Below are 23,937 nucleotides of genomic sequence, written 5' to 3'. Positions count from 1 at the left end.
ACATTGCTACAGGGTCTATAGTATGGGCATCCCAGGATAACAGGAGGAATTACACGTATGTTGTATCCGAGCAGTACCCCGATTGAACAGTTGCAGGCCATTACAGCTTATCTGAAAAGCAATAATAATTACTCCAGAAGACCGGTTCAGGAGATCCGTGCGGCGGCTCTCGAAGCGTCCAGGCAATTACCCTTTCTTGAAGGCGTGAAGGTTGAACCGGTTGAGGTGGAGACCTTCAGCGGAGAGTGGGTCAGAGCGGAGGAGAAAAGTCTACAAGGTGAAGGACAATCGCAACCCTTGGAGAACAAGGTAATTCTTTATTATCACGGCGGAGGGTTTGTGTCTGGCAGCTGCGAGATCTATAGGGATCTGGCAGCCCGTATATCTGAAGCAGCTGGGGGAATTGCCGTCTTCACTGTGGAGTACCGGCTTGCACCGGAGTTCTGTTTCCCTGCAGCCAATGAGGATTGCCTTGCAGCGTACCACTGGCTGCAGGAACGGGGCGTTCATGCCGGGAATATTATAGTCTGCGGAGAGTCCATCGGAGCCACGCTTGCGCTGATGACCTTGATTACGCTGCGGGACCAGGGGGATAAGCTCCCTGCCGGTGCATGCCTGCTATCTCCCCATGCCGACCTTATTCATTTGGACGGGGAGTCTTATGACAGCCGTGCGGGAACGGACCCGACAGGAAGCCGGGAAGCGAATCAGAGAATGATTGAGGAATTTATGGGGGACTATGGCGGTGCGTGGCCTGCAATATTATCACCCTTAAGAATGGATCTCCGGGGCTTGCCGCCCCTGCTCATACAGGCGGGAGATCATGAGGTGCTGCTGAGTGATGCAGAACGCTTGGCTGAACAGGCAAAGGCGGCGGGCATCACTGTAGAACTTCAAATCTGGAAGAACATGTGGTGCGCCTTTCAGCTGATGGCTGCCATGCTTCCTGAAGCGCAGCAGGCCATCGGGAACATAGGCAGCTTCATTAAGAGAGTATTGCAGCTGGAGGGCAGGCAAGATTAGCACCGGTAGCCTGAAAGTGATCGTACAGCGTATCCAGTGGACAGGGTCAGAACAGCAGACGCAGTAGCATCAGTGTCACAATACCGGTCAATACGGTAGCCAGCAGGCTGCGGGTCTTGACGGCTACCCAGAAGGTGGGGAGGGCGGCGATTAGCTCCATATTGGTGGTCAGGACTGCGAACCTGCCGCCGGTTACGAGCAGCTCTTGGGCAACCAGTGCAGCCATGACAGCAATCGGCACGTAGCTTAGCCAGCGCATGCCCCATTCCGGGATCGTGATCCGGCTCAGCAGCATCAGCGGAAGGACACGCGGAATGAAGGTGACGAGCGCGGCTCCGAGAATGATTATAGCAATATCCAGTCTTATTTCCATTGTTCCATCACTACTCCAATCGTTGAGGCTACCAGCGCAGCAGCTATAACGCCCATGCTGGGTGACCACAGCACAGAGACGAGAACGGCGACCACAGCGGCTGCTAGGCCGACAGTGATATCCAGTCTATACTTGCGTCGTCCCATAATGGTCAGGACCAGCAGCCCGATGAACATAGCCGGCAGGGCGAAATCCAGTCCCCACTTCTCGGGACTGGATATCCATTGACCGAGAATAGCGCCGGCGATATTGGCCAGGAACCAGTTCAGATAAGCGGTAATATTCAGGCCGTGCATCCATCTCTCGCTGATCTGCTTCCTTGCGGCGCTCTTCTGAATGGCTACGCCGAAGGTCTCATCTGTGAGCAGCGAGCCGATCAGCAGGTTGCGCAGCGGGGTCAGGTGGCGGAAGTAAGGCGACAATGCTGCGCTTAACAGCAGATGCCGCAGGTTAACCAGCAGAATCGTAATGACAATACCGGAGGCGCTGCTCCCGGCGGCAATCATGCCAGCGGCAATAAACTGGGCCGAACCGGCGTACAGGATGATGGAGATCATGGCGATTTCGGCAAGGGTCAGCCCCGCTGTTTTCTCCACAACGCCTGCGGCGAACCCGATGCTGAGATAACCGAGCAGAGTGGGGAGGCAGTCCTTGACCCCTTGCCAGAACGTATCGCTGCTCTCCGGCACACTTGGGCTATCTGTAACCAGGCTGCCGCCGGATAGCGGCTCCTGATGAATGGATTCTGGCTTCATGGGCATGCTCCTTCTGGGTAATGGAATAACAACTAGTATCAGACCTTAACGAGCCAGCGCCCCATTCCCGCAGCAGTCCTTCGGATACTGTAGGCGCTGGAACGCTAGCAACTGCATTTTGTACAATAGAATGCTGTAAAAAAGGCTTCGAAATAGAATCTATTGTATTCTGTACAATGGAATGTTGAACAAAGGCCGTTTTTCACCCAAAACACAACATTCTAATGTATGAAATACAATAGACTCTTATTTTACGGTCAGCAATGCGTTTTCTATTGCAGGAAATACAATCAATTACTTGAATGTAAGAGTAGAAGTCGGCAACGGGTGCAGGATCAGCCTAAGTTCGCGCCCCGATTAGAGTGCATAAGGTAGGCTTAATTGCAATCTGTACAACTAAATTGCCCTATATGTTGCTGAATCTCTATTTAGGTGTATTTCGAGCAATTAAATGCCCCCTATACCTTGATTTTCGCCCATCGTGGCAGATTTAGTTGTACAGAATACAGTAAGAAGAGGAAAGCCTTCCGTGTCACTGTTTTTAGTTGCACAGAATACACTTATCTCTAAATGGTACGCTACGAACAGAAATACATTGTATTAATATCTAATAATTCATAGCGAATTGCAAGGGAATATTAGCTGAAACTGTAAAAAGGGTTCCGCCGTCCACAGAGCGATCTGCGGCAGCGGAACCCTTTTGGAGTTCACGGTTATTTCAGGACCAGTACGCCGAACCCTTCCATCGTATAGCTGCCCGACAGGGTCTGGCCGCTTAAGAGGTCCGTCTTGGCTGACTTAAGCACAATCTGTGCCGGTTCTTCGCTGTAGTTGAGCAGGAAGGCGACACCGGAAGAGGCGTTTTCCCCGGTGGCCCGAATCTGCAATTCAACCTCTGGCGGCAGCTCCGCCCAATCGGCGGCTGGCGAGACCAGACCCAGACCGCCAAGCATCTGCAGCACAGCAGGCTCATTGAACACGGCGCCGTAATACCACACTTCGCCTTTGCCCCTGGTATTGCGGGTTACCGCCGGTTTGCCGGCATAGTAGTCGGACGCATAGGTTGCCATGACCTGGACACTGTCTTCTTCTACATGCAGGATGTCATTGAAGGCATCTGCACCGGTCAGCGCCTCAGGAGCATGGTTCCAGCGGATGGAGGTAGGCTTGCGCGTTCCTTTTACCAGCGTGAATTCTTCCACGGTTACCCCGCACATCTCCTGCGCCGCTCCGGGAAAAGGCCGCATGTAGCATTGTCCGGTAATATCCTTGTAGCCAGTGCGGCAGCCGAAGACCAGCTTCCCGCCTTGCTGTACATACTGGTCCAGCAGGGCCGCCGTATCATCGGTCATAATCGCCGGATGCGGGTAGACCAGCACTTCATAACGGGCAAGCTCTGCAAGGGTTGTATGGCTGCGCAGGTACAGAACGTCATTCGGAATATGCTTCCGCTGCAGAGCCTTGAACCATTCCTTGTTGCTCTGCCACATGAACGGGCCGTGCCAGACATCATATTCCCCGTCCCACTCATTGTCATAATCACGCACGATAGCAACGCTCGCCTGAGTCCGGCTGCCGATGAACTGCTGCCCGATGCTTGCCAGCTCGCGGCCGATCTGCTCCGCTTCTCTTACCCGCCGGTTAGGCTGGTTATGGTAGTCGTTCAAGCCGTGCCAATAGATCTCATTGCCCATGGTGGCGGTCCGCCAGCGGAAATAGAGCAGCATGTCAGCGCCGTGGGCGACGGACTGGTAGGTCCATAGCCGCATCTGTCCCGGCTTCGGTGAAGGCATGTCCAGCCGGTTGACCCAGCCCCCCGGACCGGATTGCTGCTCCATGACACAGAAGTTGCTGCTGACCGAACGTACTGCTGACAGGGACAGTCCCCAGCCGCGGTCAAGCATCGGGTTCACCTCAGACGGATCGAAGCCGATGGTGGAGAACTGCGGATATGAGTCATAGCTGAAGAAATCCAGCAGCTCGTCATTCAGCTCATGGCTGTCCAGATGTCCGAACAGCCCGTTTGTGGTAACCCACTGATTAGGGGCCAATTCCCGGAGGATATCTGCCTGGATTTTGGCGAAATGGATGGTGTTATCCGAGATGAAGCGCTTCTCATCCAGAGCCTGGTGCGGATTCGGCTGATTCGGTGAAGGAGTAGGCCGGGTGAGGCAGACCTGTGACCAGCTTGTATAGGTCTGATTCCAGAACACCGTGCCCCAAGCCTGATTAAGCTTGTCCAAGGTGACATACTTCTCCTGCAGCCAGAGGCGGAAGGCCTGATGATCACTCTCCGAGTAGAATACATTGATCTCACAGTTCAGCTCGTTGTCAATCTGCCAGCCCACGACGCCGGGATGATTGCCGTAATGTTCGGCGAGCTTCGTTACAATCCGGGCACATAGCTCACGGTATTTGGGACTGCTGTAGTTGTAATGGCGGCGCATGCCGTGCTGTAGCGTCACACCTTCATAAGTAACATTCAAGGCCTCAGGGTACTTCTCTGTAAGCCAGGCAGGCGGAGTGGCCGTAGGCGTTCCCAGAATGACCTTCAGCCCGTAGCTGTGTGCCATGTCGACCGCACGGTCAAACAGATCGTATTGAAACACGCCTTCCTCCGGTTCAAAAATGGACCAGGCGAACTCAGCCAGACGTACAATGGTGAATCCGGTTTCAACCATACGCCGGTAATCGTCAGCCCACATGGATTCAGGCCAGTGCTCGGGATAATAGCAGACGCCCAGTTCAAATCGTTCTGCTGCAACAGGTTTCTTCATCTTAACCTCCAAGTGTAAAAATATGCTTTCATTAAGCTACCAATCTATTGTATTATCAGCAGTGTATCCACTTATATAACAGAATATTGCTATTATATCATTATATTGCGTGCTTGATTCAGCGCAGGGCAGGAGGAGATTCACATGAGAAAACACTGGGTTCTGCCGCAGCCTGCTTATGCCTACTATGTATGTTATCCGGAGATGCTGGGGCATTACAGCGACTTCCCTGAGCATGCAGAGCGCAGAAGCGAGGGGTTCCTGAACAGCTATAATCTCCACATGGTTTTCGGGGGAGAAGGGTATGTATTTCAGGGAGGGGAGCGGATATCCATGAGGCGGGGCAGCGGCTTTCTTTTTCCCAGAGGGGCTTATCAGCAGTACGGTTCTGATCCCGGCGCCGCCTGGGATGTGCGCTGGATGCACTTCGCCACGGCGATGCCTCTGCCTATGCTGGAGGAGGCGGATCAGTCACGCGGCTACTTCTTCACCTTCGATCCCGGCACCGGTTATGAAGCGCTCTTCGAGGAAATGTACCAGCTCAGTGCAGGCTATGAGACCCGGAGTGAACCGCGCCTCTCCACACTGCTCTATGAGATTCTGGTTACGCTGATGCAGAACACCGAGCCGCTCCACGGCTCCGTTCCGCTGGAGATCCGGCATTCCATCCGGCTTACCGCCGACAGGATCTATAGTGAGTGTGAGCGGCCCTGGACGCTGGAGTCTATGGCCAGACTTGCCGGTTATAGCAGCTATCATTTTCTCCGCCTGTTCCGCAGCATTATGGGTAAGACGCCGAACCGGTATTTGAGCGATTGCCGGATGGCCCGGGCCAAGCTGCTGCTGGCCTCCACCAAGCTGTCCGTTGCACAAATTGCCCTGCAAAGCGGTTTTCAACAATCCAGTTATTTCATCAAGGTGTTCAGACAGCTCGAAGGGATGCCGCCGAACCAATACAGACGTTCCTTCAACTCGTAGAATCAAGCCATTTTAGGACCAAGTATTAAGAAAGTTTGTTACATTTATGGCAGAGTTCACGCCGCGATAGCCTTGGTTAGGTGACAGAAAGTTACAAATGGATACAAAGGGTTACAAAGTGGATACAAATTCCACGCGCCAAGCAACTATACTATTGCTAGTAAATACATCTGGAGGGAAATAAATGAGAAAGTATAGAGTTACATATGCTGCATTGCTGGTGAGTTCACTCGTTGCCGGCCAGGCGGCTGGCAGCATCACTGCGCCTGCTGCACATGCAGCCCCGGCGGCGAAGGCCCCCGCAGTATCCGCTCCGGCGGCATTCAAGTTCAATTCCGTTCCCATGGGTGCCGGAGTGACCGCAGTACTAGAGAATATCAACATATGGAGCCAGTCCAGCGGAAACATCTTGTCGTACACACTTAAATATACGAATTCCGGCAATTCAAGCGCAAGCCTGATGCATTATTTCTCACGCGTTGTCACTCCGGGAGGATCAGTACTTCCAGGTAATCCCTTAGGTGCGGATGCCCTGAAGAAGAAAGTTGGCGCCAAAGAAACCCTTAGCGTGACCTATTATGTAAATGTGGGACAAACCTCCTCTTTGCAGGGGATCAAAATCTCGATGCTGGTCTGGGATGCCAAGACGAAGGGGTATCTGAAGCAGACGGGATCTTTTGGAGTGCCCGCTAATTATTCAACTACGGCTGCAGTTGGAACAAGCCTAAGTACAGTCATGAACGACATTCCCGTCGCGGCCAGTGCTGACTCCCTCCAGCTCTACAAATACAGCGGCAAGGTCTATGCCAAAGTAGGGGTCAGTCTGACCAACAAGGGCAATAAAGTCCTCAGTGATCCGGGCTATTCGGCGTATCTGGTATCTGCGAGCGGCACCTCCTTCGAGCTGGCGCTGAGCGGTACACAGGCGGATTACAAGATTCAGCCGCAGGAGAAACGGAGCATTTATTATATTACGGAAATCCCGGCCTATCTCAAAACAGATAATATGAAGCTGCAATTCACGCAGAGAGACGAGACCACGAAGCTGGAGCTGGCTAAATCCTCTTATAAGCTGCCCGCAGCAAGCTCGCCTAATCTGGTAGTGGGCAGCGGGGTAGTCAAAAAGATTGTAGTAAATAACAACACGGTAGACACGCTGCTCAGCAATGCCAATGTGTACGCACAGGATGCAGATGCGGTATGGACGTTCCAGATGCAGCTTAAGAATACCGGCAACAAGGCGGTAACCCTGCCAAGCTACGACCTGGCAGTCAAATCGGTGAAGGGCAAGGTTTTTCCGGTGAACTCCAAAGGCGTAAGCGGAGTCACCCTCAAGCCGCTAGAGACCAAAATTGTACCGCTTACGGTTCGCGTACCGCTTGAAGTCGATCAATCCGGATTGCAGCTTATGATGATCGAATCAGTAGGCGCAGAGAGCTCAAGTATGCCTGAACCGAGCGGAACCGGCGAGACAACCGGAAATACCGGGAATACCGGAACGCCGTCCACTTCGCCTCCTGCAACACCGACTGCCAAAATGGTTTTCCCGGTAGCCTATTTCGTCATTCCTTATGCCCTGCGTACGGAGGTAACGACCGGCCAGGAGTATATGACCACGAATTCATACGGATCCTTCTCGTACAGTATAGAGTCTCTGCAGCGTTATCCTTGGAGAGATGATGATATCGTAGCTGCCAGACTGAGAATCACCAATACCCAGAACGTGTCTCTTACGCTGCCTGAGCTGAAGGGAACCATTAAGCTGGATAAAGAGAATCTGCCCGTGACTACAGAGCTGTATATGGACAATAAGGATGCTTCTGTCCTTGCGCCAGGGAAGTCGGCGGATCTGTATGTACTCGGCAAAATCGCCTATACCTCAGAGTTTCAGAATATGCGGATTGCCCTGAACGGCACACAGAATTCAGAGACCGTTCCGTTCCTGGATGTCAGCGTCAACAACTCGATTAACAGTATTCCGACCATCGAGAAGGGCAAGAGCTACACCATTAGCGGCAAAGGCAAAACGGCCAGTGTACAGGAGAACCGGACAACGATCTATCAAGGGGAGAGCCACAATCTGGTGTACACAGAGCTCTATCTGAGTAGTGAGGAGAAAAGACAGAGCAAAATGGCCCGTCTCCAGGCTTACTATAAGACCAAGGACGGCCAGTATTTCGAAGCGGGCACCAGCCAGTCGGAGAACAGCGCGTCTCCGGGTGCCAAGCAGCTCGTGGTCCTGTGGGCCAAGGTGCCTAAGGCTACGGACCTCGCGGATGTCTCACTCTACCTCGGTTCCGGTATCAAAGAGGGTAAGCTGATCGAGGCCAAGGAGGAAGCGACCGGATTCGTCAATGTGGCAGCACTTCAGCTGAATCCGCAGGCTAACGTACCGAAGAATACGCTGGAATCAACGGCATTATATCCTTATACGATTTCTGTTCTGACCTCTGAAGGCAAGCGGGTGAAGTCATCGGATACCCTGGATATTACTATGAATTACAGCCTGAGGAAGGATAACATCTACGATGCAGGCGTGCTGGAGCATAAGCTGATTCTGCAGATTACCGATCCGTTCGGCATCGCGACCGAGAAGGTTCTTACACTGGGCACAGACCTGATTGAAGGGACGAACAACCAGTATTCCTTCTCCCTCAGCAGACCTGTGTATAAGACGATGGACGGCGGCGCTTATAAGTTAACCTTCTATGATGAATTCCAGGGTGAACGTCTGATTCTGGGCAGCCAGGCCTTTGGAGTCACCAACGTGGTTCCGAACAAGACACAGGAATAATCGTCATTCGCTTAACTAAAACATTCTTGTATTTTTAAAAAAGGAGCAGCTTCCATGTTGCGTGTTGAAGATATTACGCATTCGTACAAAAGCGGTAATGAATGGACCTCCGTTCTTCATAAAATCAATTTTTCCGTCAAAAAAGGAGAAATGGTTGCCCTGCTGGGCAGTTCAGGTTCCGGGAAGTCCACGCTTCTCAACCTCATGGCCGGCTTGATGAAGCCCACGGAAGGTCATATCTACATTGCTGATCAGGACATTGTGAAAATGGGCGAGAATAAGCTGGCCGAGTTCCGCCGCAAGAATATCGGATTTATCTTTCAGGCCTATGAGCTAATTACCAGCCTGACGGTCCGCGAGAACGTGGAGCTGCCGCTGGTCTTCCAGTCAGTCTCTCCCAGGGCACGCAAGGCCAAGGCGCTGGCGCTGCTGGAGCAGGTGGGAATTCCCGACAAGGCGGATCTCTTCCCCTCGCAGCTCTCCGGAGGACAGCAGCAGCGGGTCAGTATCGCCCGGTCGCTGATCACAGAGCCGTCGGTCATCTTCGCCGATGAACCGACGGGGAATCTGGATTCCAAGACCGAGGAGGAGATTATCGGCATTCTGCTGAACCTGAACCGGACGATGAAGACGACATTTATTGTCGTAACTCATGAATATAAGGTGGCTGAACAAATGCAGCGGATTTTCACGCTGAAGGACGGCTTCCTGGTCACTGAATCGCAGACAGAACCGCAAGCAGAGATAGAACCGCAGATAGAACCGCAGATAGAACCGCAGCTTGAGCTGCAGACAGAAGCACAGGTTGAAGAGCAAATCGCTGAGGAAGCTGAACCGCAGACCATGGTAGAGGTTGAAGAACAATTAGCTGCAGGAGCTGAACAGGAAGCTGTAGAGCCAGTACCGCAGACAGCAGGAGCGGATGAAGATCCGCCGGCTGAGGAACCTGAACACCAGACCGCTGAGGAAGCTGATCCTGCAGAGGGAGGGAAGCCGTGAAGATCAGAGACATTTCACGGATGGCCTGGGAACAGGTCAAACGGCGTAAGGTGGTTACAGGTCTATGTATGACCGGGATATCCATCGGCTGCGCAGCAATTATCGTGGCTTTGAGCGTAGGCCAATCTGCACAGGTCTATGTAACGGAACAAGTTAATGCCAACTTCAAAATGGATGAGATTACAGTCTCGCCCGGCGGAGGACTTCCAACGAACGGGAAGAACGGAGGCGGGGGCGGCGGATCGGGTGAGGTGAATGAGAACCTCGACCCCGGCAAGCTGACCGATCAGAAGCTGAAGATCATCCAGGGGCTGAATCATGTGAAGGCGGCTTCGCCTTTTCATCAAGCAGGATATCTGCAGATGGTGACCATAGACAACAAGATCTCCGATGTTCAGGTCGTTGTCGCCGATCTGCAGAAGCTGACGGCGTACGACCACAAGTTCAAGCAGGGAGGGGCGAATGGCCAGCTCGGATCCATTGTGCTCAATCACGGGGCTACACTGGGCCTGATTGACCTGGAGACCCGGCAGAAGCTGTTCGATCAGATGAGTGCGGATCCGTTCAACCAGGAGCTGTACCAGCAATATGAAAAAATGGCCACTGTGCCTACTGAATTGTACCGCAAGCAGGTTCAGATTCAGGCGCAGGACTACAGCTCTACATCCCCGGTGTTCAAGCTTAGCTCACCCCTGCAGATCTCCGGAATTCTGGCGCTTCCCAAGGGGATGGATGAAATGCGGTCATCCTATGAGAAGATTATGTATGTGTCTCCCGAGACCGCACAGCAGCTCTCCAAGGAGCTTGCGTTCGATAATTCGACCACCAGTGTGCTAACTCTCCCGCCGGAGGGCAGCTACAACTCGATTACAGTCAAGGTGGACGATGTGGCGAACATCAAGCCGGTGGAGCAGATGATTCAGAAGCTGTCCCTGAACGCTCAAGACAATCTGTTCCAGCAGGAGATGCTGAAGGAGCAATTTGATATGATCAAAATGGCGGCTCTCGGCATCGGGGTATTCATCCTGATCATCGCTTCCATCTCCATCATAGTGGCCATGACCATGTCCACCCATCAGCGGCGTCGCCAGATCGGGATTATGAAGGTCCTGGGGGCTAACATGGGGCAGATCCGTAACATGTTCATTACCGAAGCTGCGCTTCTGGGGCTGCTCGGGGGCATGCTGGGTGTTGCATTCTCCTATCTCATTGTGATGGGGCTCAACAAGCTGGTAGGCAGTGCAGGGGACGGGATGAATTTCTTCATTCCGGCGATGAATCTGCCGGTCGGAATCTCCTTTGCTATTATGACGGGTGTACTGTCGGGGATCTATCCGGCGATCAGTGCCTCCAGAACCGATGCATTAACCGCTATTAAACGAGACTAACCCTAAGCTAGAAAGGAAGCCGAAACGATGAAGAGGACTCTAAAGAAGAGCCTGAAATGGATCATAATCTTAGGTATCATCGGAACTGCCGGTTATTTCGGATATACCAAATTCTTCAAGGCAGATGAGACCGCTGATCTCCCGCCTGAACCGATGCAGGTGATCAGCTTCCCGGTAACGGAAGAGACGTTAACCAGCTCCGTACAGATCAAAGGCAGATCGCAATACCAGAAGGAGACGCTGGTCTATGCCCCCTTTGCCTCCAAGGTTACGGCTTGGAAGGTGGAGAACGGGGCCCAGGTGAAGAAGGGCCAGGTGCTCTTCACCCTGGATCAGAGCACACTCCGTAATGAGATTGCCACGGCGGAGGCAGCCGCCCGCAAGGCGAAGCTGGAAGGGGAGCTGAATGCTTTTGTCGCGCAGCAGGAGGATGATTCCTCGGCCCCGGCCGGTACAGAAGCGGAACGGCTGAAGGCCCTGGCTGCCCAGGAAACCGCCCGTCTGAGCGATGAGCTGAACCAGGTGAACGCCGAGATTCAAGCCAAAGAGCTTACAGAGAAGAAGGCGAAGCTGAGCACTGCGGTATACCATGCTCCGGAGAACGGCATCTTCCTCTTCGACAGCAGTACGGAACGGCCGCAGACCGTCACCGACAATCAGTACATCGGTAAGATTGTGGACACGAACAAAGTAGAGTTCATAGCACAGGTCGGGGAGCAGGATATCTTCCGTATCAAAAAGGGCATGAAGGTAAAGGTGAAGATGACCGCCGTAAAAGATCTGGTCCTGGACGGAGAGGTAACCGGAGTGGCCAAGTTCGCCACGACGACCACCGGACAGAACACAGCCGGCCAGCTTCCGCAATTCGAGGTGGTCATCTCCATGCAGCCGGACGAGCATTTGATGGGCGGCCTTAGTCTGAGCGGAGACGTCGAGACCTCACGCAAAGAGAAGGCGGTAGTTGTATCCAATATCGCCGTCATCCGTGAAGGGGATCTGGCCTTCGTTATGGTGGACAAAGGAAACGGCCAATACGAACGCAAAGAGATCAAGACTGGAATGGAAACAACCGATAAAACAGAGGTGCTGTCGGGACTGAAGGCAGGAGACACCGTGGTTCTGCAATAGTTGACAGCCCCAAACCTGGTTGATTGCCGGGTTTGGGGCTTTTTGAATAGAAATTATAGGCGTGAGTGGCGCGCGGCGGATCATCTAAGTGGAAATAGTACATCTAATTTATGGTCGCAGGAACAATTACTTATAGCAGTTGGATAAATAACACTTAATCAGACCGAATTCTGCTGAGATTATGGGGCTTGGTGGATTAGATGTACTTTTTCCAACTGCTTCCCCACAGCGCATGGTTTCGGCTTAATTAAGTGTCTTTTTTCCAACTCTGACGGTTCATCCCAAGGGTTAGTGGAGTAAACTTCCCCTAAGTATATAAATGGTTGAGAGTGTACCGACTCCGCTTGTTAGCTACTTGTTCTGCTGATACGGCTTCCGCCAAGTCTGGATGTCACTGTTCAGTCCGGCGAGATCTGGCAAGGGCACCGCTTCATCCGTTAATTGATACTTGGCTTTCAGCGCCAGAATCCGGTAGACACTCTCGTCAATCCGGGCTTCGGAGATGCGGCCGTTCTTGACGCTGTCCAGCAGTGCGGCGCGTACGGCTTGCTCGTTCTTGTATTCATGCGCGACAAGCAGGATATCGCTTCCGGCCAGCACGGTATCTACTGCCGCAGCAGGGAGACTGTAATTCTTGACGATTGCGCCCATGGTCATGTCATCCGTAATGACTACCCCTTCGTATCCCATCAGCCCGCGGAGCTGTTGGCCGATAATCACTTGGGACAGGGAGGCGGGCTTGTCCGGGTCGAGCTTCGGATATAGAATATGGGCCACCATTACTGCATCGGCTTTCTCCCGGATCGCTGCCTGGAATGGGAGCCATTCCAGTTCTGCCAGCTGGGCCTCTGTCTTGTTGATGACCGGCAGCTCCAGATGTGAGTCTACAGAGGTATCGCCATGGCCCGGATAATGCTTGACCACGGGAATCACGCCTTCACGCTCGAACCCCTGCATCTCGGCAATGCCGAGCCGGGTGACCAGCTCTGCGCTGCTGCCGAAGGAACGGTCACCAATCACCGGATTATCCGGGTTGCTGTTGATGTCTAGCACCGGCGCAAAGTCCATATTGAAGCCGGAGGATTTCACCGCCCTGGCAAGCAATTCGCCCATCGTTCCGGCAGCAGCGGCATCATCTCCGCTGCCGACAGCAGCGTTCGATGGGAAGGTGGCATAGTCATCGGGGAGACGGCTGACCTTGCCGCCTTCCTGATCGACACTCATGAACAGCGGTGCGGGATTCCCCGCATTGCTCTGCTTCAGGGCGTTGGTCAGCTGCACCAGCTCCTTGAGGCTGCCGACATTATTAGAATACAGAATGATTCCGCCGACCTTATCTTCGGCAATCATCTTGCGTGCTTCAGCTCCTGCCGCCTTGCCTTGGATGCCGACCAGCAGCATCTGCCCGATCTTCTCCTCCAGAGTCATTCCGGCGAGCTTCCGGGAGACCGGGTCAGGAGTGGCTGAAGCCTCTGGTGACGGGGTCACTGGGGCTTCGGTTGCCACAGGCACAGGCGTCTGTGCGGCAGCCGGAGAGGCTGACACCGCTGCCGGGGCGGAGCCGGGGTTAACCTGTGCAGCGGCATTTCCATTCCCCTCACAGCCGCTTGCCAGCAGCAGGCAGGCGGAGGCGGCGAGCAGGAGGAGAGCACGGCGGGGTGGAGTATTGTTTATTTTTTGACGGCTGTACCATTTCATAGGGGGATCTTCCTTTCGTTTGCGGTTTGGCGGATAAGGATGATAGAATGAATAAGACATTACATATGATCTGCTTCAAGCATAATCAATACTATAGGATGAGGTGACCTGTCAATGAAAGAGCAATTAATGAACACGCTTAATGAACAAATGAATTTCGAATTCTATTCTGCTCATGTCTATCTTGCAATGGCTGCGTATTGTTCCGGTGAGAGCCTGGACGGATTCGCCAATTTCTTTCTGGTGCAGGCTGAAGAAGAACGGTTCCATGCCATGAAGATTTACAAATTCCTGAATGACCGTGACTACCGGGCCACCCTTGCGGCGATGCCTGAACCGAACAATGAGTATAGCTCCATGCTGGATGCGTTCGAGCATGCCTTCGCCCATGAGCAGCAGAATACGAAGAAATTCTATCATCTGGCGGATTTAGCCCTGGATGAACGGGAGCACGCGACCATCTATTTCCTGAAATGGTTCATTGATGAGCAGGTGGAAGAAGAGGCACTCTTCAGCAACATTATCGCCAAGCTCAAACGGATCGAAACCGACAGCAATGCCTTCTATATGCTGGATGCAGAATTTGCAGGACGTTCATTTACACCGCCAGCGGAGTAGAGGACAGCTAGGGTAACCAATCATACGCAAGCTTAGCGGCATTCTCCTGAAGAGGGGAAGCCGCTTGTTTGTGTGCAAATATAAGAAATTATATGTTTCACACGATAACTTATCCTTCTATTTCTCGCTGAAACGGTACCGTCCTTGAGAGGACGGCAACGCCGTTTCTGCTTGGCCGACCCAAGGGTCTCCATATACTTAGACTACGTTTTGCGAGAAAAGTTACACGGCCTGTCAGCAGCTGATAAGCTGCAAAGTTGAACAAGGGCAAAGAATGTAGGGAGCCGCAACTTACTTCCGGGTTGCCAACTCTATTTAGCGGGGTTAACTCTTGCGCTGTCCGGCAACACTGTTTCTCTAGACCCACCCGTAAGTCAGCGTGTAGTATGGAACAATACTAATCTTTGGAGGTCCTTTTTCTTGGAAAATTACAGCGATATCAAACAAAGTGAAAAAGGAGCATGGCTAAGTCTTTTAGCATACATACTCTTATCTGCCGTCAAATTATTCATAGGAACGGTGTCAGGCTCTCAGGCCCTCCTGGCTGACGGGCTGAATAACAGCACCGACATTATTGCTTCCCTGGCCATTCTGACCGGACTCAGGATTTCCCGCAGACCCCCGGATTCGAACCATGGCTATGGTCATTTCAGAGCAGAGACAGTTGCCGCACTGGTCGCCTCTTTTATCATGATTGCTGTAGGCTTCCAAGTGCTCTATCAGGGTGTGAACAAATTCATTCAGCCTGTGCTGGAGACCCCTGATCTGATTGCAGCGTGGACGGCAGCTGCCTGTGCTGTGGTTATGATCGCAGTCTACCGGTACAACATCAGGCTTGCCCGCAACCTCAACAGCAATGCAATGCATGCAGTGGCACAGGATAACCGTTCGGATGCGCTGGTCAGCATGGGAGCCTTCGTTGGTATTATCGGCTCACAGTTCGGCATTCCCTGGTTAGATCCGCTCACAGCTACGATTGTCGGATTGCTGATCTGCAAGACGGCCTGGGATATTTTCCGCAAAGCTACACATGACCTCACCGACGGCTTCGATGCCGGTAAGCTTGAGCTGATGAAGCAGACGGTGGCTGAGATTGAAGGTGTGGAGTCGATTAAGGATATCAAGGCACGTATTCACGGTAATAATGTGCTGGTCGATACTACAGTACTGGTGGATTCCAGTCTGAATGTGGTGCAGAGTCACGATATTACGGAGGAGATCGAAGATCAGCTTAAGGACCGTCATCAGGTCTCTACCGTACTTGTCCATATCGAACCGATGTGATCAACAGGTGCACAACAAGAATAGGCTACATGAATTGCCTTGCTTTCGGGTGGGGCGATTTTTTGTGTTAGATAAGGCGCACAAAAGAAATTAACGAAAAGCAAAAAGAAGCGGAGGGGAAATTTGGAACTGTAGGAGCGATAGCGACCGCCTGAAAGCTTTCTGCAGGAAAGCTCGCATCGTAAGCATCAGCAGTCACCGGATTTCTACCACGAATAGTGGTTTAAATCAAGAAATCTGGGGACAACAGCGGCCGGAAGTCCAAATGTTCACCGCAGCGACGACCAAGCTTCGAGTTCAAACCTTGAGTACGTCTTATATAGATTGGGAAAAAACGTTCTTCGCCCTGGCCCGGACTTGCCCGCATTCCATTACCATGTATATAATATCAATATGTTATTAACAAACGAATCCTATTAATCGATTCAAGACAAGGAGAATATCCATGCCAAATCAACCCGTAACCGACTCTAACGGCTTGAACGAGGAGCAATTCCTGCAGAATTATAATGCGGGCAATTACGAACGTCCGTCTGTCACCGTCGATATGCTGATTTTCACCGTGATGGAGCAGGAGCAGAATAACTACCGCAAGCTGGCGGATAAGTCCTTACAGCTCTTGCTGATTCAGCGCGGGGAGCATCCTTTTCTGGGACAGTGGGCCTTGCCGGGAGGGTTCGTAGGGATCAGTGAGAGCGTAGAGGAAGCAGCCCGCCGGGAGCTGTACAGCGAGACTAATATCGATAATATCTATATGGAGCAGCTGTATACCTGGGGCGATGTAGACCGTGATCCGCGGATGAGGGTGATCAGCTGCTCCTACATGGCGCTCGTGGACCGCAAGGCATTGGACGTACAGGCAGGGGATGATGCAGCCGCAGCTGCCTGGTTCGACGTCTCGTACCACATTCTGGAGACCCGCCGCGAGGTGCTGGAGCAGGACGTCCGTCAGGAGACACTGGTGGAGATTATACTGGAGAGTGAGCAGGAGAAGCTAAGCGGGGTGGTCAAGCTTACCGAGACTATTCAAGGGCATGTCCGACAGGTCAGCCGTGAGATCGTGCGCAGCGCGGGGTTTTCTTTTGACCATCTGCTAATGGTGCAGTATGCCATCGAACGTCTGCGCGGCAAGGCGGAATATACCGATATTATCTTCAATCTGATGCCGCCGTTGTTCACCTTGTCCGAGCTGCAGCGCGTGTATGAGATTATCCTCGGCAAAGAGCTGCTCGCCGCCGCCTTCCGCCGCAAAATCGCAGAGCGGGTCATCGAGACGGATCAGAGCACCCGGGATGCAGGACACCGTCCCTCGAAGCTGTACCGGTATAACCGGGAATGGAATTTATTTTGAGAATGCCCTTCTGTCCGGCAACGCTGCCTTGTGATGTTCTTAATAGAACTTTCATATGGAAAAGCAGACAATTAGTTATATTTTGACTATTGTGTTTATGGCAAAGGACAGGGTGAGCCTATGATTAGCTGGAAGGATTCGTATGATATCGGAGTAGAAAAGATTGATTGTCAGCACAGGCAGCTGCTGGTAAAGCTGAACGACTTTTTTGACGCTTGCAGCAACCAGCAGGGCAAAGAAAAGATCGAAGAGACGCTGAGGTTCCTCAAGGATTACACCGTGGAGCATTTCGGCAGTGAAGAGCAGCTGATGAAGAATATCGACTTCCCGGAGCTGACGGAGCATCAGAAGACACACGCTGAATTCGTGCAAACGGTGTTGGAACTGGAGGAGACGATCAAGTCCAAAGGGGTATCCGTATTATCCACGATCAAGCTGAACCGGACGCTGACAGACTGGCTGATCAATCACATTCACAAATGCGACAAGCTAATCGGTGAATGCATCGCGGCCAAGGGCAACCAGGCGGTCTAACTGAATGATCGGGAACAAGGAGATGCTGTAAGGCATTTCTTTTTTTATATTAGCTGCTTGGACCGGATGCGCCGCGTAGGCCAAATGTAATCGAAAAACCGATCACAATTGGACTGGGCGCTCTGCGTGGGCCAAATGTAATCGAAAAACCGATCACAATTGAACTGGGCGCTCCGCGTGGGCCAAATGTAGTCGGAAAACCGATTACAATTGGACTGTAAGCTCTACGTAGGCCAAATGTAATCGAAAAACCGATCACATTTCTATAAGAGGTACCAAAATACTTCTATGAATCCTATTGCCTGTTGATATTATCATAGTATCCAGTTTGTTAAGGGGGGAGGATCATCATGGATTGCCTGGGGTGCAGAATTGCGAACGGGGTGGAACCCGGCCTGAATATCGTCTATGAGAATGAATATATCACCTGTGTACTCGATATCGATCCCTTCAATGAAGGCCATACCCTGATTCTGCCGAAAAAGCACTATTGGGACGTCGATGAGATGGATGCGAAGACTGCACATACTGTTATGGAGGCTTCACAGAAGCTCGCCGCGCTGCTCAAATATCTGTACCAGCCGGACGGGATCAGAATTATTGCTGATGGCGGTAAATTCAACGATCTGACCCACTACCACATGCATGTGCTTCCCCGGTATGAGGGGGACGGGCTACTGTGGGGAGAACCGCTCCACCCGGATGGAGCCGGGGAACGGCTGGGCGAGACGAGACGGAGAATGGTGGAAGGGTTGGCTGAGAAAGAACCGATGCAAAAAAAAGCGATGGATACGCTAGAGTTTCTGAGCCAGGACGCCGCAGCGCGAATGGCTTATGATGCCCGGATGAAGGCGCTGAGCGATGAGCATTCCCGTATTGAAAGTGCCGAAGCAAAGGGTAGAACGGAGACAAGTAAAGAAATCGCTATTAAACTTATAGACCGGGGTATAGACCTGCAAACCATTTCCGAAGCCACCAGCTTACCGGTAGAAGAAATCAAGGGACTAAGACAATAAGTGAAAACACGCATTCCATCAACGGCAGCCGCAGGGCTGTCTTTCTTTTTTGTCCAAGGGGAACTCAGGTATATCACAGGTTGACGGCACAGTTTATACCTGGTGAATACTTTGTGTTATGATTTGAAGTAGATCGTATAGAAACTTACTTTAAGGGAGTGGAATGAAGTGAAAAACATGCGGATGCTGGCCGGGGCTGCGGTCATGGTGCTGGTGCTTGGACTGGTGAATGTCTACATTGGATGGCATCTGTCCGTATTGCTCCAGGCATGGCTGCCGGGGATGAATACTACTGCGTACTGGACTATCTTTCTTGTCATTTCCTTCTCTTATATGATTGGCCGGGTGCCGCTGCCGCAGGCGCTGAGACCGGTAGGCAGGTTGTTCAAGGTGATTGGCTCTTATTATCTGGCTTGTATGGAGTTCGCCGTGATCATGCTGCCGCTGACCGATCTGCTCTATGGTGTGCTGGCGCTTGCAGGCGTAGGACTCTCCGCATTCGTAACGGAATCCGGGACTACAGTGCTGGTATTGCTCGCAATCTTCCTGATCTGGGGATCGCGGAATGCCTGGAGTACTGTGGTGCGGACCCACCGGCTTAAGGTGGCAAAATCCATCGGAACCAGCGTTCCGCTGACGGTAGCAGTAGCCTCCGACCTCCATCTGGGCAACATTGTCGGCAACCGCCATCTGCGCAGAATGGTCAGGGAGATGAACGCGATGAACCCGGATATCATTCTGCTGGCCGGGGATGTGCTGGATGACAGCATTGAGCCTTTTCTCCGTAATGGGATGGAGCAGCAGCTGAAGCAGCTCAAGGCACGTTATGGAGTCTACGCCGTGCTGGGGAATCACGAATACTACGGCGGCTCGATTGCGCAGTATACGGAGGTTATGCGGAGTGTCGGCATTCAGGTGTTACAGGATGAAGTGGTGGAGACGTCGGGAGTCTACGTGGTCGGGCGCAAAGACAAGACTGCCGAGCACATGGAGGGTGGACGGCTCAGCGTGGAGACTCTTCTACATGGAGTGGACCGCAGCAAGCCGATCCTGATGATGGATCATCAGCCGACTGGCTTCGGGATCGCTTCAGAGGCTGGAGTGGATGTGCTGCTGTCAGGACATACCCACCGGGGGCAGATTGCACCGAATCACTGGATTACCCGGCGCCTGTTCGAACTGGATTGGGGCTATCTGCTCAAAAACAAGCTGCATGTCATCGTCTCGTCCGGCTACGGAACCTGGGGACCGCCGATCCGGCTGGCCAGCCGCTCAGAGCTGATTAGGCTGGAACTTGTGCTGGATGGCAGCATGAGCTTTGGTGCAGACAAGGTGTCACCTGCGGCTAAGCCTGTTTTGATCTAACGGAAACCTGCATGTGGCAGGATTGAACCCTCTACCTTCCTTAAGGAGAATAGGGGGTTTTTTGTCGGGTTATAGAGGAGTTATTCATTTTCTTTTGACATTCCTGCCGGGATCCGCTAATCTATCTGTAGAAATGGTTTAGCTATTAACTAAATGGAGTTGACGACTGCTAATGGATGATTTACAAAAGGTTGTGCTTGAGCTGCCGCTTGAAAATGAGGTTTTCTTCGCCTTGGTGGGAGCGACAGCGGGCACTGTGGCCGTCTCCGAGAAATACTGGCAGGCGCAGGGTCTGAACGGGGCAAGAATCCGCGTACTGGTTGAGATTGCAAAGCACGGGGGATCGATCCTGCCCTCGCTGCTTGCTGAGCGAATCGCGGTAACCAAAGCCAATATCAGCCTGCTGCTGACTCCGCTGGAGAAGGACGGCTATATTACGCGGGCGGCTCACGCACAGGATGGCCGTAAGACAGTCATTTCGCTGACCGGAGCAGGTAAGCGACTCCTGATGGAACAGCTGCCGGGGAACCGGGAAGCAGTTGCGGCGGTAATGAACCGGCTGGATGAGCCGGAGCTGCAGCTGCTGCTGGAGCTGCTGAATAAGCTGAGTAGAGGATAGAAGGTGTGGAATGTTCCGCATGCCGGGAGGCTGCCCGCAGACAGAGATTATATAAAGCAGCTGGAATATGCCGGTGGATATGTGAAGAAATCTGATTCCAATAAGGAAAGGGTGTTATCGCCTATGACGACAATATTGATTACGGGAGCAAACGGGCAACTGGGAAGTCTGATTCTGGAGAATCTGCGTAGCCGCATCCCTGTAGGGCAAATCATTGCCGGAGTAAGACGTGTTGAGCAAGCTTCTTTTATCCGGGAGCAGGGAATTGAAATCCGCAAGGTGGATTATGATCTGCCGGAATCACTGAATGAAGCTTTTCGCGGGATTTCACGGCTCCTGCTGATCTCCAGCTCGCACACGGATGATAATGTCCGTCTGACCCAGCATAAGCGGGTAATTGATGCAGCCAGACGAAGCGGGGTGGGGCATATCCTCTATACGGGTTTTGCATTCTCACAGCATAGATTAGATATGAGCAAGCCGGATAATGTGCACACACTCACGGAACAGGCGATTATAGAGTCCGGGCTGGAATATACCTTTTTGCGCAATGCCCTTTATGTTGATTTCGTAGGGGTGCTGGGACTGAAGGAGGCACTCTCCAGCGGAGAGCTGGTGACGCCACCGGGAGAGTGGAAGTTTAACTCGGCTAGCCGCCGTGACCTTGCATTGGCTGCTGCTGCTGTATTTGGCGAAGGGGGAGCAGGCAACCGTATCTATGAATTGACCGCTCCGCAGACCTGGGATTTTGGCGATCTGGCCGAAGTTCTGACAGAGGTTGCCGGCAAGCCGGTGGTGCACCGTCAGGATGACGGAGTTCAGCACTGGATCTATGCTTTTATGAGCAAGCTGGATACGGCCTCCACCTCCGGCGACCTGGAGCGGCTTATGGGCAGACCGGTCACCCCCTTGCGGGACAGCATTCTGCCTTTTATAGTGTAGAACGTACTGACCTAAGTGAGCTTGTTGGTTTGGAGTCCTATTGTTTTGAGCAGGGTTTGTTGCTAGTATGATGACATTGATCAGGCAAGCCGGAGGGAGCGTATGTAAGTTGAAAAAGATACTGGTAGCTGACGACGATGTTCATATCCGCACGCTGCTGCGGCATGTTCTTACTAGAGAAGGATATCAAGCGATAGAAGCCGGAGACGGGCTGGAAGCGGCGGCACGCATGAAGGAGCAGACGGTCGATCTGGCGGTGGTGGATGTGATGATGCCGCATATGGACGGGTTGGAGCTGTGTGCATACATAAGGGAGAACTATGATATTCCCGTCATTCTGCTGACGGCCCGTCAGCAGCTCAGTGATAAGGAGCAGGGGTATCTGCACGGGACGGATGATTATGTGACCAAGCCTTTTGAACCGGAGGAGCTGATCTTTCGCATCAAGGCATTGTTCCGCCGTTATTCCATCGCCTCAGATGACCGGATTCGCCTGAATTCGCTGGTGATCGACCGTAAGAATTACGAGATCAGTGACGGGACAGAGGTGCTGCTGCTGCCGGTGAAGGAGTTCGAGCTGCTGGCCCAGCTGGCCCAATATCCGGGGCGCCTGTTCACGCGTGGTGAGCTGATTGAGCTGGTCTGGGGAGCGGACTACGAAGGGGATGAGCGGACGGTGGATGTGCATATCAAGCGCCTGCGTCAGCGGTTCAGCGAATACCAGAATGATTTTGTCATCCGCACGGTCCGGGGAATTGGCTACAAAGTGGACATGGTGAACGCATGAGATCGCTCTATGTACGGATGAGTATTATCTTCTGCTCGGTGATTATGATCAGCAGCGTGCTGGGATTTCTGGTCTCCAACCTGTATTACCAATCCCAGGTCAAGCCGAAGAATGATGCTAAGCTGACCCGGATGGCCATAGGTTTGCAGCAGTTCATTGAGGATCACCCGGATGCGGTGGAAGAATATCTCCTGAGTACGGCTTCCTTGGGGTACAAAATGTATCTGGTCAATGCCGATGGAGAGGAACGCTTCTACGGCCTGCCTTTCCGCAAAAATGACCTCAAGGACGAGGCGCTCCGCAAAGTGCTGGACGGGGAGATCTACCATGGGGTGGGGAATTTCCCCGGCCAGCTGTTCGTGACAGGGTTCTTCGATAACCAGCTCAGCAATTCCATTGGGGTGCCGGTCCATATTAACGGAGAGACCTATGCCTTGTTCATGCGTCCGGATGCTCAGGTGCAGTTCGGGGAGCTGCGGATCTTTTTTGTCGTGATTATTGCGGTTATCATTCTGCTAAGCCTGTGGTTCATGCTGATTACTGTATTTCATGTGGTGCGGCCGATTACCCGGCTGACCGAGGCCACGCTCCTAATCTCAAAGGGGCGCTATGACATCAAGCTCTACACCGCCCGCCGCGACGAGATCGGCCAACTGGCTTCCCACTTCATGACGATGAGCCGCGAGCTGGAACGTACGAACCGGGCAAGACAGGAGTTTGTCGCCAATGTGTCGCATGAGATTGAGTCGCCATTAACCTCTATTCAGGGCTTTGCGCATGCGCTCCAGGACAGTACTCTACCGGAAGCACAGCGCCAAGAGTATCTGTCCATAATCGGGGACGAGAGCCGGCGGTTATCTATGCTCAGCACGCAGCTGCTCACCTTGTCCTCGCTGGATTATGACGAGCATGCCCTGCAGAAAAGAAGCTTCGATCTGCGCGCCCAGCTGCGGCAGGTGATTCAGATTATGGAGTGGCATCTTACGGAGAAGGAGCTGGCAGTACGGATGCATGCCGGAGATATCACGCTTACGGGCGATTCCAATCTGCTCTATCAAGTGTGGATGAATCTGGTGACAAATGCGGTCAAATACACCCCGGCGGGCGGGACCCTCAGTATCGCAGCACATGTGGAGGGCCAGCAATGTATTGTAACGGTGACCGACAACGGTGCGGGCATTCCGGCGGAGCAGCTACCGATGATCTTCGACCGGTTCTACAAGGTGGATCAGTCGCGATCCCGTGAGCCAGGCAGCAGCGGGCTGGGGCTGGCTATTGCCCAAAAGATCGTCCAGGCGCATGGCGGAAACATCGAGGTTACGAGCACAGTAGGGGAAGGAACTACGTTCACTGTCACTCTGCCCTGCCACCCTGACACTATATAGGTTGAACTAATAATTTATAGTTAAGGGAAAAGTGGCGGAGGGGAATTTTGGAACTGGAGGAGCAATTTCAATCTATATAGTGTAATTCTTTATTCATACTCCGTTCATCTTCACTCTCTAAAC

At 52.7% G+C, this 23,937-nt stretch carries 19 protein-coding genes and 1 pseudogene; 16 read left to right on the top strand and 4 right to left on the bottom strand.

The annotated features are described in order from the left end of the window. Positions 1-57: 57 nt before the first annotated feature. On the top strand, positions 58-1,023 hold the full coding sequence (locus MHH78_RS20995; protein WP_341168700.1) for an alpha/beta hydrolase: 966 nt from the start codon (positions 58-60) through the stop codon (positions 1,021-1,023). A 46-nt stretch (positions 1,024-1,069) separates the two neighbouring features. Here the strand turns inward: MHH78_RS20995 and MHH78_RS20990 are convergent, their stop codons facing one another. The 3 genes from MHH78_RS20990 to MHH78_RS20980 form a co-directional block, all read right to left on the bottom strand. After that, a complete protein-coding gene (locus MHH78_RS20990) occupies positions 1,070-1,396 on the bottom strand; it encodes an AzlD domain-containing protein (protein WP_341168699.1) in 327 nt (108 codons plus the stop codon). Further along, positions 1,387-2,151: an AzlC family ABC transporter permease gene (locus MHH78_RS20985; protein WP_341168698.1), complete on the bottom strand. Its 765-nt coding sequence runs from the start codon at positions 2,149-2,151 to the stop codon at positions 1,387-1,389. The genes MHH78_RS20990 and MHH78_RS20985 overlap by 10 nt, the downstream gene beginning before the upstream one ends. Positions 2,152-2,864: 713 nt before the next feature. Next, a complete protein-coding gene (locus MHH78_RS20980) occupies positions 2,865-4,928 on the bottom strand; it encodes a beta-galactosidase (protein WP_341168697.1) in 2,064 nt (687 codons plus the stop codon). Between the two features lie 144 nt (positions 4,929-5,072). Between MHH78_RS20980 and MHH78_RS20975 the strand changes: the two genes are divergently transcribed. The 5 genes and pseudogenes from MHH78_RS20975 (at position 5,073) to MHH78_RS20955 (ending at position 12,215) form a co-directional block, all read left to right on the top strand. Then, positions 5,073-5,906 carry a helix-turn-helix transcriptional regulator gene (locus tag MHH78_RS20975; protein WP_076077967.1) on the top strand — a complete coding sequence of 278 codons (834 nt, stop codon included), beginning with the start codon at positions 5,073-5,075 and terminating at the stop codon, positions 5,904-5,906. Between the two features lie 184 nt (positions 5,907-6,090). Then, the gene (locus MHH78_RS20970; protein ID WP_341168696.1) at positions 6,091-8,700 is read left to right on the top strand and encodes a hypothetical protein; all 2,610 of its coding nucleotides are present in this window, start codon (positions 6,091-6,093) and stop codon (positions 8,698-8,700) included. 54 nt (positions 8,701-8,754) lie between these two features. Next, a pseudogene (locus MHH78_RS20965) lies at positions 8,755-9,450 on the top strand (ABC transporter ATP-binding protein); the annotation flags it as partial. A 245-nt stretch (positions 9,451-9,695) separates the two neighbouring features. After that, complete coding sequence (locus tag MHH78_RS20960) at positions 9,696-11,087, top strand: ABC transporter permease (protein WP_340826997.1); 1,392 nt, start codon at positions 9,696-9,698, stop codon at positions 11,085-11,087. A gap of 27 nt (positions 11,088-11,114) precedes the next feature. Continuing rightward, positions 11,115-12,215 carry an efflux RND transporter periplasmic adaptor subunit gene (locus MHH78_RS20955; RefSeq protein WP_209870359.1) on the top strand — a complete coding sequence of 367 codons (1,101 nt, stop codon included), beginning with the start codon at positions 11,115-11,117 and terminating at the stop codon, positions 12,213-12,215. A 351-nt stretch (positions 12,216-12,566) separates the two neighbouring features. Here the strand turns inward: MHH78_RS20955 and nagZ are convergent, their stop codons facing one another. Then, a complete protein-coding gene (gene nagZ, locus MHH78_RS20950) occupies positions 12,567-13,913 on the bottom strand; it encodes a beta-N-acetylhexosaminidase (protein ID WP_341168695.1) in 1,347 nt (448 codons plus the stop codon). A 114-nt stretch (positions 13,914-14,027) separates the two neighbouring features. On the opposite strand from nagZ, the gene MHH78_RS20945 reads away from it, so the two are divergent. The 10 genes from MHH78_RS20945 to MHH78_RS20900 all read left to right on the top strand — a co-directional run bounded on the left by MHH78_RS20945 (position 14,028) and on the right by MHH78_RS20900 (position 23,814). Then, complete coding sequence (locus MHH78_RS20945; RefSeq protein WP_036728710.1) at positions 14,028-14,531, top strand: ferritin; 504 nt, start codon at positions 14,028-14,030, stop codon at positions 14,529-14,531. A gap of 420 nt (positions 14,532-14,951) precedes the next feature. After that, complete coding sequence (locus tag MHH78_RS20940) at positions 14,952-15,815, top strand: cation diffusion facilitator family transporter (RefSeq protein WP_341168694.1); 864 nt, start codon at positions 14,952-14,954, stop codon at positions 15,813-15,815. Between the two features lie 445 nt (positions 15,816-16,260). Continuing rightward, positions 16,261-17,166, top strand: coding sequence for an NUDIX hydrolase (locus MHH78_RS20935; RefSeq protein ID WP_341168693.1), 906 nt, complete (start codon positions 16,261-16,263; stop codon positions 17,164-17,166). 120 nt (positions 17,167-17,286) lie between these two features. Continuing rightward, positions 17,287-17,700, top strand: coding sequence for a bacteriohemerythrin (locus MHH78_RS20930; RefSeq protein WP_341168692.1), 414 nt, complete (start codon positions 17,287-17,289; stop codon positions 17,698-17,700). Between the two features lie 350 nt (positions 17,701-18,050). Beyond that, a complete protein-coding gene (locus tag MHH78_RS20925) occupies positions 18,051-18,716 on the top strand; it encodes an HIT domain-containing protein (protein ID WP_341168691.1) in 666 nt (221 codons plus the stop codon). A 177-nt stretch (positions 18,717-18,893) separates the two neighbouring features. Beyond that, the gene (locus MHH78_RS20920; protein ID WP_341170354.1) at positions 18,894-20,081 is read left to right on the top strand and encodes a metallophosphoesterase; all 1,188 of its coding nucleotides are present in this window, start codon (positions 18,894-18,896) and stop codon (positions 20,079-20,081) included. A 172-nt stretch (positions 20,082-20,253) separates the two neighbouring features. Next, positions 20,254-20,700 (top strand): MarR family winged helix-turn-helix transcriptional regulator, encoded by a 447-nt coding sequence (locus MHH78_RS20915; RefSeq protein ID WP_076077986.1) that lies wholly within the window; start codon positions 20,254-20,256, stop codon positions 20,698-20,700. A gap of 123 nt (positions 20,701-20,823) precedes the next feature. Further along, positions 20,824-21,642 carry an SDR family oxidoreductase gene (locus MHH78_RS20910; RefSeq protein ID WP_341168690.1) on the top strand — a complete coding sequence of 273 codons (819 nt, stop codon included), beginning with the start codon at positions 20,824-20,826 and terminating at the stop codon, positions 21,640-21,642. Positions 21,643-21,751: 109 nt separating this feature from the next. Continuing rightward, positions 21,752-22,429, top strand: coding sequence for a response regulator transcription factor (locus tag MHH78_RS20905; RefSeq protein ID WP_340827002.1), 678 nt, complete (start codon positions 21,752-21,754; stop codon positions 22,427-22,429). After that, a complete protein-coding gene (locus tag MHH78_RS20900) occupies positions 22,426-23,814 on the top strand; it encodes a sensor histidine kinase (protein WP_341168689.1) in 1,389 nt (462 codons plus the stop codon). Before MHH78_RS20905 ends, MHH78_RS20900 begins: the two co-directional genes overlap by 4 nt. Positions 23,815-23,937 lie beyond the last annotated feature (123 nt).

Origin of the sequence: Paenibacillus sp. FSL H3-0333 (genome assembly GCF_038002805.1) — a bacterium.
Taxonomy (GTDB): Bacteria; Bacillota; Bacilli; order Paenibacillales; family Paenibacillaceae; genus Paenibacillus_AQ; species Paenibacillus_AQ silagei.
The sequence above is the reverse complement of the archived record's forward strand: the minus strand, read 5'-3'. Positions and strand labels throughout refer to the sequence as shown.